We start from the raw sequence: 13,588 nt of genomic DNA, 5'->3' as shown, positions 1-13,588 counted from the left end.
TGTGCTGACGCGTGGCGCGGCCTCGTACCCTCCGGGACTCGCCGCGCTGTCGTGTACCCTCACTTCCCTCCGGGGTCTCCGCCTCGCGCGGTCACCGCTCCGCTATCGCCTCGCGTCGCCCCCGCCTCGCTCCGAACCCCGGTTACTGTCTTGCCCGCACGCTCCGCGGCTCCGCTCTCCCCGCCCTCCTCTCTCCACCGGGTGGTGTCACCGCCCGTCTCTCTCCTCCTGCCGGATGGGTTTGCGCTCTCGGAGCCGCGGAGCGTGCGGGCAGATGTTCTCCCCGGTTAGGAGCGGCACGCCGCCCCTCCTCCTGCCGGATGGGTTGGCGCCCTCGGAGCCGCGGAGCGTGCGGGCAGATGGTATCCCCGGTTCGGAGCGGAGCGCCGCCACTGCCACGCGTCAGCGGGGCGGGGGAGCGCGCCGCGTAGACCGGGGGGGAGGAGCGCCGTCCCCCGTTCGGCCGAGCCGCGGAGCGTGCGAGATCAGCCGCCCGCGTCAGCTCAGGCCACCCGCTCGCACATAGCGCCCCTGCCCTCTATCCCCGCGCCCCTCTCCTGCCCCCCCCCCGCCGCCCGCCAAAAAAGAAAAAAGTAGTGCCGACCCGCCGGGGGTCCACTACTTTATAGATGATTAGGAGAATATCACTCCGCGGGTTCGAGCACCACTACTATGTAGCTGCCCTTGTCGAGCACCTGACGGACGAACGCCTTGATCTCGTCGGCGGTGATCGATCCGGCCGTGGCTACATTGTCGTTGAAGGTGTCGATGCCAGTACGCTCCCATGTGGTGAGCGCGGAGAGCCAGTTGCCGTTGCGCTCCTTGCCTTCGGTGTAGGATTTGATCATGTATTCCTGCACGCGCGACAGCTCCTCGGGCTTGATGTCGGCCGCGAGCTCCTCAAACTGTTCGGCGATGATGGCGAGCACCTTGTCTTTCATCTCCGGCTTCATGGGGAAGGCGGTCTGGAAGATGACGTTGCGCGGAGCGTCGAGAGTCATTGATCCCGATGCGCCGATCGAGTAGACCGCGCCCTCCTTCTCGCGCACGATGTCGTTGAGGCGGCGTGAGAGTATCTGTCCGGCCATCGACGCTATCTGGCTGTTGCGGCTGTCGGCGGGCATGTCGGCCACCTCGAATATGGCCACGTAGGTCTGCGGTGTCTCCATCTTGACCGACTCCTGGGCCGTGCGGCTGCCCTCCTGTATGAGGAGCGACGGCTCGAACTCGGTCACCTTTCTGACGGCTGTGGCCGGGTCGCCGGGGAGACTGGCTATATACTGCTCCACGAGCGGACGGAGGGCGTCGGTGTCGACATTGCCCACGAAGGTGAACGTGAAGTCGGCGGCATTGGCCGTCATGGCGCGCGAGATGCTGATGATCTGACCGCGGTCGGCGCGCTCCACGTCGCTTACGGTGGTCATGGCCGCACGGGGCGAGCCGCCGTAGAGGTTCTTGAGCACGGTGGTGTTGAACTGGAACTGCGGCGTGGCCTCCTGGTTGTGGATCGACGAGGCTACCGACTTCTGCAGGGCCTCGAACTCGTCGGCCGTGAAGTTGACGGCCGTGAAGCTCATATAGATCAGCTCCATGAGCGTGGGCAGATCCTTGGGTACGGTATTGCCGACCACTGAGCGCGAGAACGCGCTCCAGTTGAGTCTCACACCGGCCTGCTTGCCGGCGAGATACTTCTGCAGATCCATATTGGAGTAGTCGCCGAGGCCATACTGTGAGAGGGCGTCGCTCATGAACAGCAGCGAGGCGGCATAGTCGTCGCCGAACTTCGGCGAATATCCGCCGTTGGCCACTGCCGAGAAAAGTATCTCGTCATCCTTGAAATCGGTCTTCTTGATCACCACCTTGGCGCCGTTGGAGAGAGTCCATTCGATGGTGCCCCACTGCGGGTTCTCCGACGTCGACACGATCGTGCCGGGCTTGGGCATCTCGGGGATGAGCGGCTCCGACTTCACTTCGTCGACAAACGGCTCGATGGTTTCGGCGTCGACAGCCGCCAGGGCTTCGGCAAACTCGCTGTCGGTGGGGTAGCGGCCCTCGGAGTTGTCGGGCAGCAGAGCCATGAGCACACGGTTGTCGGACACCGGCAGGGCGGCCAGAGCCTGATTGATCTGCGCCACCTGCACGTTCTGGGCTATCATCTGCACCATCGGCCATTCGGCCTCGATGCCGGGGATCGGCTCGCCCTCAAGGAAGTTGTTGATGTATTCCCGCACGTAGGAGGAGTTCTCACACTGGCGGCGGTTGTTGTAGGCACGCTCCATGCGCGAGAGATACTCGCTGCGGGCGCGGTCATACTCCGTGACTGTGAAGCCGCCCCGGACCGCACGCAGCAGCTCGCGGTAGGCGGCAGCGAGAGCCTTGGGGTGGTCGCCGTCCTTCGACATGGCGTAGAGATCAAGCGCGTCCTTGGTCTGGGCGATGAAGAACTTGCCCATCACGGCCTGTGCTCCGGCAAACGGGGCGTCGGGACGCGAGGCGATGTCGTTCAGGCGGGTGTTGAGCATGGAGGTGATCATCGACTCCACATATTCCTGCGCGTAGTAAGCGGGGGTGTTCTTGAGTTGCTCGGGGAAGGCGTCGCTCTTGATCATCAGCACTGTCAGGGAGTTCTGCTGCTCCTTGTCGTGGCCTATGGCGTAGATGGTGCCCTTGTTGTCGCTCACCGGGAAGTAGACGCGCTCTTTCGGGTCGGCGGGCATCTCGATGTCGGCAAACATCTCCTTGATCTTGGCCTCGATACGGTCGGGGTCGATGTCGCCCACCACGATGATGCCCTGCAGATCGGGACGATACCACGTCTCGTAGTAGTCGCGCAGAGCCTGATGGGGGAAGTTGTCAACCACCTCCATGGTGCCTATCGGCAGGCGGTGGCCATATTTCTCGTCCTGATAGATCACAGGCAGGAGCTTCTCGAGTATGCGCATCTGTCCGACATTGCTCTGGCGCCACTCCTCATGGATCACGGCGCGCTCGGCGTCGATCTCCTCAGGGAGCAGCAGCAGGTCGTTGGCCCAGTCGTGGAGTATGAGCAGGCAGGAGTCCTGCACGCCCTCGCGGGCCACGGGCACGTTGCTGATGTTGTAGACCGTCTGGTCGAAGCCGGTCATGGCGTTGAGGTTGCGGCCGAATTTCACTCCCACCGATTCAAGATAGTTGATCAGATCCTTGCCGGGGAAGTGGGTGGTGCCGTTGAAGCACATGTGCTCGAGGAAGTGGGCCAGTCCGGCCTGATGGTCCTCCTCCTGCATCGATCCGACCTTCTGGGCTATGTAGAAGTCGGCCTGTCCCTTGGGGTATTCGTTGTGACGGATGTAATAGGTCAGTCCGTTGGGGAGTTTGCCTATGCGCACCTCCTTGTCTGTTGGAAGCTGCGGCATCTGCTGGGCCGTGGCCGTCGCTCCGCAGAGCAGGGCGGTGGCGGCTGTCAGCGCAGCCAGGCATCGTTTGATTTTCATACTGCTAATGATATTAAAAAATAGTTTTCGTGATTGGCTTGATTATTCGGATGTTATATGAAGAGTTTCTTTCAAGTGCCGTCGATCGAATCTGAATGCTTTTTCTTAATCTGAATGCTTTTCTTAATATGTCGCGCGAAAAAGCGAAAAGTTGCAGCCGGGAGTCATTTTTCTCGTTTTTTTCTCACCCATGCCACCGAAATCCCCACGCTGACGGCGAGAGCCCACGGATAGACCATGTAGGGCCATGGAGCGGCGGGCGAGATCCCGGCAAGGGCGGTGGCCAGCAGGGTCTGGGCGCCGTAGGGGATCAGCGCCTGCACTATGCACGAGGCGGTGTCGAGCAGCGAGGCGGTCTTGCGCGGGGTGATTCCGTAGGTGTGGGCTATGTCGCGGCTGATGGCGCCGGTGGTGATGATGGCCACGGTGTTGTTGGCCGTACACAGGTTGACGATCCCCACGAGCGCGGCCACGCAGGCCTGTGCGCCGCGGGCGCCGCTGATGCGGGCCGTGAGCCGCTGCAGCAGATAGTCGATTCCGCCGGCCGATTTGATCACGCCAAGCAGCCCGGCGGCCATGAGAGTGATGATGATGAGGTTGCCCATCGAGTCGATGCCGGCGCCCATGTAGCCGCAGAGTGTCAGGGCGTCGTGGCCGCCTGCGAGGCCGAGCGCGAAGGTGGCGGCGATGCCCGCCGAGAGCACTATGGCCACGTTGATGCCCGCCACCGCAAGGGCGATGATCAGCAGATAGGGAGCTATGAGCCATGGCGTGGCTGCGGCGGGACTCAGGCCGGGCATTGCGGTGGTGAAGTCGGAACCTATGAACACGTAGGCTATGAAACTCACCAGGGCGGCCGGGGCGACGATGCGGATGTTGGCGCGGAATTTCTCGTCCATGCGACACCCCTGGGTGCGGGTGGCCGCGATGGTGGTGTCGGAGATAAACGACAGGTTGTCGCCGAAAAAGGCTCCGCCGATCACCGCCGCCACATACATGGCGGTCGGGGCGCCGGCCGCGCCGGCCATCTCGGCGGCAAGAGGGGCGAGAGCCACGACGGTGCCCACCGAGGTGCCTACCGACAGCGATATGAAACATGCGGCCAGAAACATGCCCGGCAACAGCAGCTGCGGAGGAAACACACGGAGCGTCAGCGCCACAGTGGCGTCGACCGCGCCGATCTCCTTGGCCATCGAGGCGAAGGCACCTGCAAGCACGAAGATCCAGATCATGTAGAGAATGTCGCTGTGGCCGGCCGCACGGGAGAACACGCCGATGCGATCGCTCAGACCCCCGCGCATCACCACGCCGATACCCCACGCCGATGCGGCCGTCAGCGCCACGGCTATGGGCATCTTGTAGAAGTCGCCGATCATGGCCGATACAGCCACGTAGAGCGTCAGGAAAACTATCATGGGCGACAGGGCGAGCCATCCGCGCCGCGAAGGTATTAAATCAGTGTGTGTCATATCCGGACGCAAAGTTACGCAACAATTCCCGTCCGTGCAATGCGCGTCTGTCGCCTTCAGCGACTCAATCCGGTCCTGTGGCCCGTTCGAAGTCGCGCAAGGTCGCCAGCAGCCCCGGGGCGAGGATCTCCTCGCATCGAAGGGCAATCTCCCGGGGGATCGGATAGACGCAGGCGGCGATAGAGCCTGCGATACATGCCATGGTGTCGGTGTCGCCGCCGAGCGACACGGCCAGCCGCACGGTGTCCTCGAAGTCGCGGCCGTCGAGAAACGCTATGATTGATTCCGGCACTGATCCCTGGCAGGAGACGTCCCATCTGTAGTCGGGACGGATCTCCTCTATGGTGCGCGTAAGATCGTAGCTGAAGTGCCATTGGATGTAGTCGCGGATGTCGCCTTTCGAAGCGCCGTGGCGGGCCATCCATATCGCGGCGGCCACAGCTTGGGCGCCTGCTATGCCGGCCGGATGATTATGGGTCACCGAAGCCGATATGCGGGCTAATCCGAGGGCTTCGTCGAGGGTCGACGCCACGATCCCCGCCGGGCTCACGCGCATCGCCGAGCCGTTGCCCCAGCTGCCGTAGGGTTGCGGGTCGGAGCTGTGAAGCCATTGGTTGAACCGGTAGCCGTAGCCGGCGTCGGGATATTCGCGCCCGAACTCCTGCATTATCCCGACAAGACGGTCGGGCGAGCGGTCGGAGTCGGGCATGAGCCACCGGGCCACGGCAAGGGTCATCACACTGTCGTCGGTGAAACGGCTCCATGGATAAAACAGATCGAAGTCGTAGAATTTCACCCGGCTGCGCTCGAAAAAAGAGCCTATTATGTCGCCGGCTATAGCTCCGAGCATAAGCGGTCAGTCTCGGTTTTTCTGTGGCATCCCGAAGCGTCCGAACGGGTTGCTCCCGGCCGGCCGGCGGTATCTGACGGCGCCGATGTCGTAGGATTTGTGGCACGAGTCGCAGAGCGGTATGAAGTGCGATTCGAGCGGCAGGTGTGCTTCGTAAAACCGTTCGAGGAATTCCTGCATGTCCACCTCCACGGTGTCGCCTCCGGTGGAGTAGTGCCGTTCGAGTATGTCGCGTGCTATGTCAATGCGTCCCGGAGTGTCTTTGATGTGTGCTGCCTGAAGCTCGGTCTGTCGGCCGCAGTGGCTGCACTGTCCGGCTTTGCGGATGGAGCGGGTGTAGTATTTCACTGCGTTGGTCAGCAGTGTCGCTCCGAAGAGGTCGATGAACTCATCTTTTGTGCCTGTGAATTTTGCCATGGTTGTTTTGTTTGAAGTTGTAAACGCTGCAAATTTAGGAACTGAGGCATGGTTTTGCAAGCCGGATGTCGCGCGATATTCGGGAAAGAACAATCTGTATGGTTCTGTACCGTTCACTGTGCCGTTCGTTATGTTCTCCGGACTTGGTGAAAAATAATTTGCCCGAATGGAATAAAATGCGTAACTTCGCGGCGCTTTTAGCAGTGTGCGGCCGGTCCGGTTGGGCTCGTCGGCTCATTGCGGAGCAGACAGATAATCATTATTATTAACAACCCAAAGAACATGAAGTACGAAACCGTTTTCATTTTAACTCCCGTTTTGTCTGACGTTCAGATGAAGGAAGCGGTAGCAAAGTTCGCTGATGTGCTCAAAGCCGAAGGCGCGACCATCGTCAACGAAGAGCTCTGGGGTCTGCGCAAGCTCGCCTATCCCATCGCCAAGAAGTCGACCGGCTTCTACAGCCTCATCGAATTCGACGCCGACCCGACCGTCATCAAGAAGCTTGAGACAGCTTTCCGTCGCGACGAGCGCGTAATCCGATTCCTCACATTCCGTCTCGACAAGTACGCTGCCCAGTATGCCGAGAAGCGTCGTTCGCTCCGAGCAGGAAAGGCCGCTGCCGCCAAGGAAGAAAATGTAGAAACCACAAAGGAGAATTAAGCTATGGCACAGACACAGTCAGAAATCCGCTACCTCACTCCGCTGTCGGTAGACGTGAAGAAGAAAAAATATTGCCGGTTCAAGAGAAGCGGCATCAAGTATATCGACTACAAGGATCCCGAATTCCTCAAGAAGTTCCTCAACGAGCAGGGCAAGATACTTCCCCGCCGTATCACCGGCACTTCGCTGAAGTTCCAGCGCCGCGTGGCACAGGCCGTGAAGCGTGCACGCCATCTGGCACTCCTTCCCTACGTCACCGACTTGATGAAATAACCCCTAAACTCTGACAGCAATTATGAAGATCATACTTAAGGAAGACATTCCGTCGCTGGGTTACAAGGACGACGTGGTCATCGTCAAAGACGGCTATGGCCGCAACTACCTCATCCCCCAGGGCAAGGCCGTGATAGCCAGCCCGTCGGCCCTCAAGTCGCTCGCCGAAGAGCAGAAGCAGCGCGCCCACAAGCTCGCCAAGATCAAGGCCGACGCCGAGGCTGTGGCCGAGTCGCTCAAGGACGTGGCTCTCACCATCGGTGCGAAGACCAGTTCCACCGGCACTATCTTCGGATCGGTCAACAATATCCAGATCGCCGAGGCTCTCGAGAAGCTTGGTCACAACATCGACCGCAAGCTCATCGTCATCAAGGAAACCGTCAAGGAAGTGGGCAAGTACGAGGCCACTGTGAAGCTCCACAAGGAAGTGGCAGTGACCATCCCCTTCGAGGTCGTATCGGAGTAATACCGACAGGTTCGGGAAAGCACAGACTTTCCCCGGATATACCGTGAGGCCACGCTGCAAAGCGTGGCCTCACTTGTCGTTTGGATGCCGGTCGATCCGCGCGGCAACATGCGTCGCGGAGTGTGGGAGGATCATTCATGCTTGTCGAGCAGATCCGGGCGCAGACGGCGCGTGCGTTCCATCGCCTGGTCGTAGCGCCACTGGTCTATGCGCGCCTGATGACCCGACAGCAGTATGTCGGGCACACGCCAGCCATTGTAGTCGGCCGGACGGGAATAGACGGGCGGAGCAAGCAGATTGTCCTGAAACGAGTCGGACAAGGCGCTCTGTTCGTCGCCGATCGCTCCCGGAATGAGCCTTACTATGGCGTCGGTGATCACCATCGCCGGAAGCTCGCCTCCGGTGAGCACATAGTCGCCTATTGAAATCTCGCGTGTGATCAGGTGCTCGCGCACTCTGTAGTCCACCCCCTTGTAGTGGCCGCAGAGTATTATGATGTTTTCGAGCATTGACATGGAGTTGGCCATTGGTTGGTCGAAAGTTTCGCCGTCGGGCGAGGTGAAGATCACTTCGTCATAGTGGCGCTCGGCCTTCAGGGCTGTGATGGCGCGGTCTATCGGCGCCACCTGCATCACCATCCCTGCCTCGCCGCCAAACGGATAGTCGTCCACTTTGCGGTGACGGTCGGTGGTATAGTCGCGCAGATTGTGTACATGGATGTCGACGAGTCCCTTGTTGCGGGCGCGTTTGATGATCGAGCATCCGAGCGGAGATTCGAATATCTCCGGCAATACTGTCAGCAGATCAATTCTCATAATTGCGTAGGCTCGCCTTCAGGCTCTCGGTGATCATGACGCGCAGTTCAGCCGGCTCCATCACGGTAAGATTGGCTCCGTGACTCAGCAGTTCCTGCAGAAAGTCGGCGGTGAGCTTCAGGCGGTAGGTGAATATTGAATAATTGTCGTGGATCATCTCCTGCTGTGAGGAGTGGAGCGGAAGCGCTCTGAAATATTTTGCCTGACGGGCTTCGACGCGGATCACCACTCTCTTGGCTTCGGCGTGCGAAAACATTATTCCGAAGCAGTCGGCGAAGTATTGTTCCGGATCGAAACTGTCGGGCATCGCAAACTTGTCGTTGAGGAGTATCACGGCGGCCATGCGGTCGAGAGCGTAGGTCTTGATCTTGTCCTCGGCCACATTGCGCCCGGTCACGTACCACCGCTGTCTGAACAGTTTCAGGAAGTAGGGCTCCACCGCCACGTCGGGCGTGGGATTGCTGCGTGTGTAGTTGCTGTAGGTGAAGCGCAGCGGCTTCTGCTCCTTTATTGCGTTGATGACTGTAGCCAGAAACTGGCGCGACGACGGGACATCCTCCAGAAACACCCTGTGGCTCACAGAGCGTGCGTCTGTGAGCATGTTGCTCATCGCTGCCGAGTTGAGCATCCATTCCGTCACCGAGTCGTCGTGCTTGTCACCTCCGTTGTCGATGTAATACTCATAGGTCGACGGGTCACACTCGATATTGATCTTGAACAGTTCCTCGATGGCGTTGCGATAGTTGTAGAACGTGCGTCGGGGAAGCCGTTCGCCGTCCGACACGTCGGCCCGGCACCATAATTCGTTCAGCTGGTCGCGGGTGATCGCTCCGTGACGTCTGATGGTGTCGATGATCCAGATGTAGCGGCTAAACAGGTTTTTCGGCATAGGCGGTAGGTGTCTGTCGCCGTGCGGCCGGAACGGCAGCGGTGAGGCCGATCATGGTGAGCAGGGCGTTGATGATGAGAAGTTCGAAGCCGGTTTCATAACCCCATGTGCGGTGGAGAAGCCATTGGACTACCCATGCCAGGGCGGGGGCGGCTATGCAGATGGCCGGCACCCATGAGTCGCGCACCTGCCGCCGGGTCAGCAGCCCGAAAGCGAATAGTCCGAGAATGGGTCCGTAGGTGTAGGAGGCGAGGGTGTATACGGCGCTGATGGCGTCATCCTCGCTAAGGTGGTAGAACACCACGATCACCAGACCCATCACGGCGGCCATGGCGCCGTGTATGCGGCGGCGCACGATGGTGAGACGTTGCGGGTCGAGCCGCTGTGGAGCGTCGAGTATGTCTACGGTGAGTGAGGTCGTCAGCGAGGTCAGGGCCGAGCCTGCGGCCGAATAGGCGGCCGCTATCAGCCCTACCACAAACACTATCCCGGCCACTACAGGCATGCCGTCGTGCGACGCCACGAGGCCAAACAGTTCGTCGGACTTTTCAGGCAGTTCCAAAGCGTTGTGCGACGTGTAGAGCAGCAGCATAGTGCCTAAGATCAGGAAGAGGCCTATCACGAAAAACTGCATCACGCCGCTCCATATCATGTTTTTGCGCGAACTCGCCGAGTCGCGGCACGACAGATGGCGCTGCATCATGTCCTGGTCAAGGCCGTTGGTGGCTATGGCCATGAACACTCCGGCCAGAAACTGTTTCCAGAACCACTGGCCTGATTTCGGGTCGTCGAAAAAGAACACACGGCTGCTGTGATGGCTGCCGACGGCGTCAACGAGCTGTGTGAAGCCGAGTCCGAGATCCTTGGCGATGAATATGATGCAGAGCGCCACCGAGCCAATCAGGCACGCGCTCTTCAGCAGGTCGGTCCATACGAGGGCTTTCACGCCGCCTCTGACAGTGTAGAGCCATATCAGACCTATGGTGGCGGCCACGTTGACCTCGAAAGGTATGCCGAGCGGACGGAACACCAGCAGCTGAAGCACGGCGCACACTACAAAAAACCTCACCGAAGCGCCAAGCATCTTCGACACGAAGAAGATCCACGCGCCGCTGCGGTAGCTGTTGCTTCCGAACCGCTGGCCGAGGTAGCCGTAGATCGACACCAGGCCGAGACGATAGAAGAGCGGCACGAGAGCCACAGCGATCACCACATAACCCACGATGAACCCCATCACCATCTGAAGGTAGGCATAGCCTTTGGCCGCCACCATCCCCGGAACGGAGATGAATGTGACGCCCGATATGGCAGCGCCGACCATAGCGAAAGCCACCACAGGCCAGGGAGCCTTGCGGTTGCCGGTGAAGAATGTGTCGTTGTCGCTGCCGCGTGAGGCCACCCACGATATGCCGATGAGCAGGGCGAAGTAGCAGGCCACGGTGACGATTACTGTCAGAGGAGTCATAATGGGGGGGAGGGAAATTCGGTTGTTTGGTTTATTGCAAAGTTACAAATTTAGTCTGAAACTGGGGCGGTTTCTTGGGGTAAGTAACTCTCAAAAATGAGTTGCGAGTGATTTTTGAGAATTGTTTGAGTGATTTTTGCTTGAAGACGAGGGCGTGTAGCCGAGCTGCACGGCTGTAGCTGAATTTTACAAAGCATCGGGCAAAGTCGAAAAGCACCGCAGAAGCCGCGGGTTGCTGATGAGCTTAATAATATCAACTATATTTTTAAGAGAGTTGCTTAAGATCAATCAGTTTTCAAGATTTACTTGTATGCTGCCGCTTGTTGAGTCGTTGTGTGCGGTGTCAGCGATGACGCTGCGGTAGATCTCTGTCAGCCGCCGGTAGTGGCGGTCGGGGCTGAATGCTTCGGCTGCCCGCGCTGCGATAGCATCGTGATCCCAGGCGGTTTCGGCGGCTGTCGTGATAGCCCTATGCAGTGAGTCTGCGTCGCACGGCTCGAACAGGATGCCGTCGCCGTCGCCGATTAGCTCGGGAATACCTCCTATGGCTGCGCCGGCCACGGGAGTGCCGGCCGAAAGAGCTTCAATGACGCTCAGCGGGTTGTTTTCATACCATTCCGAGGGCACGACGCTGAATGAGGCTTCCGATAGCAGCGTGTTTATTCCTGATACGTCCAGTCGGCCGAGAAACTCTATCGCCTCGCAGCGTCCGTAGCGTTCGTGCAGTTGCCGTGCCATTGGGCCGTCGCCCGCCACTTTGAGTGTCAGCCCTTCGGGTGGGGCTTCTGCAACGGTGTGCAGCAGCGTGTCGATCCCTTTTTCGGGCGAGAGCCGCCCCGCGTAGCAGAAGTAAGGCCGGCGGGGGCGTTTTTCGTAGCGTATGCCCGATGTCGTGAAGTTGCAGAGGGTGTGGATGCTATCCGGATTGTAGCCGCTGCGCTCCATCTGCGCGGCCATGAAGCGGCTCGGACAGATAAATGCGTCGGTCCACCGCTGTAGCTTCTTTGCGCTCCATCTGGCGGCCTCGGCTCTGGCAAGCAGGGAGGCTGCGAGCGATCGTTTCATACAGCGGTGACGCACCACTGCCCACGGATTGTTCAGGCACTCCTCGCATACTTTGCCCGCCCGCAGGAATGTGTAGGCCGGACATATAAGTTTGTAGTCATGGAGAGTCCACACTGTGGGGACGCCGGACATAGCGGCGATTCTGACCACTTCGGGCGACAGATAGGAGTGGATGTTGTGGAAATGCACTATGTCGGGGCTGAACTCGCGAAGAGCGCGGCGGAAAGCCGCTCCCACACCCGCGCCGCCGAGTATGCGTCGGGCGGCGCGCGCTTTGTCGGCTGCAGAGCCGTCGATGCTGACTTCCGGAGCTGTGAAGAGGGGTATGTCGGGCGATGCAGGGGCGTTGGCCGGAAAGTCCATCGCAAATATGGCAGTGCGCCATCCGTGGCTGTGGAGGAGTCTGGCGAGATCTATCGCCACCGCCTCGGCGCCGCCACGCCGATAGCCGAATTTAGTGACTATCAGGATGCCCCGGCTGCTCATTGTTTCGCTGTGTTCCAGCGGCGAGCGAGTCCGCCTTCGCCGGTTTCCTTGTAGATCGATGGCAGGTCGTGGCCTGTTTCTTTCATCACCTCCACCACGCGGTCATATGACACTCGGTGGTTTCCGTCGGTGAACGATGAATAGAGGTTGGCGTCGAGGGCGCGGGCTGCAGCATAGGCGTTGCGCTCTATGCAGGGTATCTGAACGAGTCCGCACACCGGATCGCACGTCATGCCAAGATGGTGTTCGAGACCCATCTCGGCCGAATATTCGATCTGGGCTGGACTGCCGCCGAACAGTTGGTTGGCTGCTGCCGCCGCCATTGCGCAGGCCACTCCCACTTCACCCTGGCATCCCACTTCTGCGCCGGCTATCGAGGCGTTGGTCTTGGCAATGTTGCCGATCAGTCCGGCCGTTGCGAGAGCGCGGTATATGCGCGAGTCGGAGAAGTCGCGGCTTTTCTTCAGGTGATAGAGCACAGCCGGCACCACTCCGCACGATCCGCAGGTGGGGGCGGTCACGATCTCGCCGCCCGAAGCGTTCTCCTCGCTCACGGCAAGGGCGTAGCTGAACACCAGTCCACGGCTCTGCAGGTTGGATTTGTAGCCCGAGGCTCTTACGTGGTAGGAGTTGGCGCGGCGGCGCAGGTTGAGCGGGCCGGGCAGCACTCCCTCCTGATCAAGGCCGCGCTCTACCGCGGCGGCCATCGTCTGCCATACTTTTGCGAGATATTCCCATATTTCCGGACCCTCGCACTCTTCGACATATTCCCAATAGGTCTTGCCGGTGTCCTCGCACCAGTGGAGTATCTCCGTTAGCGACGACATTTTATAGACGTCGTCGCTGCCTGAGCGGGGTACTCCCTCTTCGGCGAGTTCACCGCCGCCAACGCTGAAGACGGTCCATTCGTCGGTCACGCTGCCTGCTGCGTCGCGGGCCTGGAATTTCATTCCGTTGGGGTGAAAGGGCAGGAATATGTCGGGTTTCCAGATTATCCCCACGTCGGTGGAGGGTTTGATAGTGTCTATTATGGCCACGTCGGTGAGGTGGCCGTGTCCTGTCGCGGCGAGCGATCCGTAGAGGGTCACGTCAATCTTGCGTGCTGCGCGGTTGCGCGAAAGGAATATCTGGGCGGCGCGGCGGGGACCCATTGTGTGCGACGACGAGGGTCCGGTGCCGATGCGATATAGTTCACGTAAAGATTTCATGGAGGTGATTGATGGTGAAGTTGATGATAGTTTGAGGTGTGTGGTAGGTCAG

General features: G+C 59.8%; 12 protein-coding genes. 3 read left to right on the top strand and 9 right to left on the bottom strand.

What is annotated here, in order from left to right; all coding sequences use genetic code 11:
- Positions 1-644 precede the first annotated feature (644 nt).
- The 4 genes from NF347_RS09645 to NF347_RS09630 all read right to left on the bottom strand — a co-directional run bounded on the left by NF347_RS09645 (position 645) and on the right by NF347_RS09630 (position 6,209).
- Positions 645-3,473, bottom strand: coding sequence for a M16 family metallopeptidase (locus NF347_RS09645; protein WP_128701786.1), 2,829 nt, complete (start codon positions 3,471-3,473; stop codon positions 645-647).
- A 164-nt stretch (positions 3,474-3,637) separates the two neighbouring features.
- Positions 3,638-4,942 carry a Na+/H+ antiporter NhaC family protein gene (locus tag NF347_RS09640; RefSeq protein WP_107681539.1) on the bottom strand — a complete coding sequence of 435 codons (1,305 nt, stop codon included), beginning with the start codon at positions 4,940-4,942 and terminating at the stop codon, positions 3,638-3,640.
- Between the two features lie 64 nt (positions 4,943-5,006).
- Positions 5,007-5,792 (bottom strand): ADP-ribosylglycohydrolase family protein, encoded by a 786-nt coding sequence (locus tag NF347_RS09635; protein WP_107035673.1) that lies wholly within the window; start codon positions 5,790-5,792, stop codon positions 5,007-5,009.
- 6 nt (positions 5,793-5,798) lie between these two features.
- Complete coding sequence (locus tag NF347_RS09630; RefSeq protein ID WP_107035672.1) at positions 5,799-6,209, bottom strand: hypothetical protein; 411 nt, start codon at positions 6,207-6,209, stop codon at positions 5,799-5,801.
- A gap of 282 nt (positions 6,210-6,491) precedes the next feature.
- On the opposite strand from NF347_RS09630, the gene rpsF reads away from it, so the two are divergent.
- Genes rpsF through rplI form a run of 3 tightly spaced genes read left to right on the top strand, consistent with a single transcriptional unit; the run spans position 6,492 to position 7,608 of the window.
- On the top strand, positions 6,492-6,869 hold the full coding sequence (gene rpsF / locus NF347_RS09625; protein ID WP_107035671.1) for a 30S ribosomal protein S6: 378 nt from the start codon (positions 6,492-6,494) through the stop codon (positions 6,867-6,869).
- Between the two features lie 3 nt (positions 6,870-6,872).
- Positions 6,873-7,142 carry a 30S ribosomal protein S18 gene (gene rpsR, locus NF347_RS09620; protein WP_107035670.1) on the top strand — a complete coding sequence of 90 codons (270 nt, stop codon included), beginning with the start codon at positions 6,873-6,875 and terminating at the stop codon, positions 7,140-7,142.
- Positions 7,143-7,164: 22 nt separating this feature from the next.
- The gene (gene rplI / locus NF347_RS09615; protein ID WP_107035669.1) at positions 7,165-7,608 is read left to right on the top strand and encodes a 50S ribosomal protein L9; all 444 of its coding nucleotides are present in this window, start codon (positions 7,165-7,167) and stop codon (positions 7,606-7,608) included.
- 131 nt (positions 7,609-7,739) lie between these two features.
- Here the strand turns inward: rplI and trmD are convergent, their stop codons facing one another.
- The 5 genes from trmD to NF347_RS09590 form a co-directional block, all read right to left on the bottom strand.
- Positions 7,740-8,423, bottom strand: a complete 684-nt coding sequence (trmD, locus tag NF347_RS09610; RefSeq protein WP_107035668.1) for a tRNA (guanosine(37)-N1)-methyltransferase TrmD — start codon at positions 8,421-8,423, stop codon at positions 7,740-7,742.
- Entirely contained in the window at positions 8,413-9,312 is a 900-nt protein-coding gene (locus NF347_RS09605) for a helix-turn-helix transcriptional regulator (protein ID WP_107035667.1), read from the bottom strand. The genes trmD and NF347_RS09605 overlap by 11 nt, the downstream gene beginning before the upstream one ends.
- Positions 9,293-10,777: a sodium:solute symporter gene (locus NF347_RS09600; protein WP_107035666.1), complete on the bottom strand. Its 1,485-nt coding sequence runs from the start codon at positions 10,775-10,777 to the stop codon at positions 9,293-9,295. The genes NF347_RS09605 and NF347_RS09600 overlap by 20 nt, the downstream gene beginning before the upstream one ends.
- A 288-nt stretch (positions 10,778-11,065) precedes the next feature.
- Positions 11,066-12,328: a glycosyltransferase gene (locus NF347_RS09595; protein WP_107035665.1), complete on the bottom strand. Its 1,263-nt coding sequence runs from the start codon at positions 12,326-12,328 to the stop codon at positions 11,066-11,068.
- On the bottom strand, positions 12,325-13,536 hold the full coding sequence (locus NF347_RS09590) for an L-serine ammonia-lyase (RefSeq protein ID WP_107035664.1): 1,212 nt from the start codon (positions 13,534-13,536) through the stop codon (positions 12,325-12,327). The genes NF347_RS09595 and NF347_RS09590 overlap by 4 nt, the downstream gene beginning before the upstream one ends.
- Positions 13,537-13,588: the final 52 nt, after the last annotated feature.

Source organism: Paramuribaculum intestinale, assembly GCF_030759015.1.
Taxonomy (GTDB): Bacteria; Bacteroidota; Bacteroidia; order Bacteroidales; family Muribaculaceae; genus Paramuribaculum; species Paramuribaculum intestinale.
The sequence above is the reverse complement of the archived record's forward strand: the minus strand, read 5'-3'. Positions and strand labels throughout refer to the sequence as shown.

What these genes read in the sequence shown, in the direction of transcription:
- NF347_RS09645 (WP_128701786.1), bottom strand. Translation starts at nt 3,473, where the DNA reads ATGAAAATCAAACGATGCCTGGCTGCGCTGACAGCCGCCACCGCCCTG.
- NF347_RS09640 (WP_107681539.1), bottom strand. Translation starts at nt 4,942, where the DNA reads ATGACACACACTGATTTAATACCTTCGCGGCGCGGATGGCTCGCCCTG.
- NF347_RS09635 (WP_107035673.1), bottom strand. Translation starts at nt 5,792, where the DNA reads ATGCTCGGAGCTATAGCCGGCGACATAATAGGCTCTTTTTTCGAGCGC.
- NF347_RS09630 (WP_107035672.1), bottom strand. Translation starts at nt 6,209, where the DNA reads ATGGCAAAATTCACAGGCACAAAAGATGAGTTCATCGACCTCTTCGGA.
- rpsF (WP_107035671.1), top strand. Translation starts at nt 6,492, where the DNA reads ATGAAGTACGAAACCGTTTTCATTTTAACTCCCGTTTTGTCTGACGTT.
- rpsR (WP_107035670.1), top strand. Translation starts at nt 6,873, where the DNA reads ATGGCACAGACACAGTCAGAAATCCGCTACCTCACTCCGCTGTCGGTA.
- rplI (WP_107035669.1), top strand. Translation starts at nt 7,165, where the DNA reads ATGAAGATCATACTTAAGGAAGACATTCCGTCGCTGGGTTACAAGGAC.
- trmD (WP_107035668.1), bottom strand. Translation starts at nt 8,423, where the DNA reads ATGAGAATTGATCTGCTGACAGTATTGCCGGAGATATTCGAATCTCCG.
- NF347_RS09605 (WP_107035667.1), bottom strand. Translation starts at nt 9,312, where the DNA reads ATGCCGAAAAACCTGTTTAGCCGCTACATCTGGATCATCGACACCATC.
- NF347_RS09600 (WP_107035666.1), bottom strand. Translation starts at nt 10,777, where the DNA reads ATGACTCCTCTGACAGTAATCGTCACCGTGGCCTGCTACTTCGCCCTG.
- NF347_RS09595 (WP_107035665.1), bottom strand. Translation starts at nt 12,328, where the DNA reads ATGAGCAGCCGGGGCATCCTGATAGTCACTAAATTCGGCTATCGGCGT.
- NF347_RS09590 (WP_107035664.1), bottom strand. Translation starts at nt 13,536, where the DNA reads ATGAAATCTTTACGTGAACTATATCGCATCGGCACCGGACCCTCGTCG.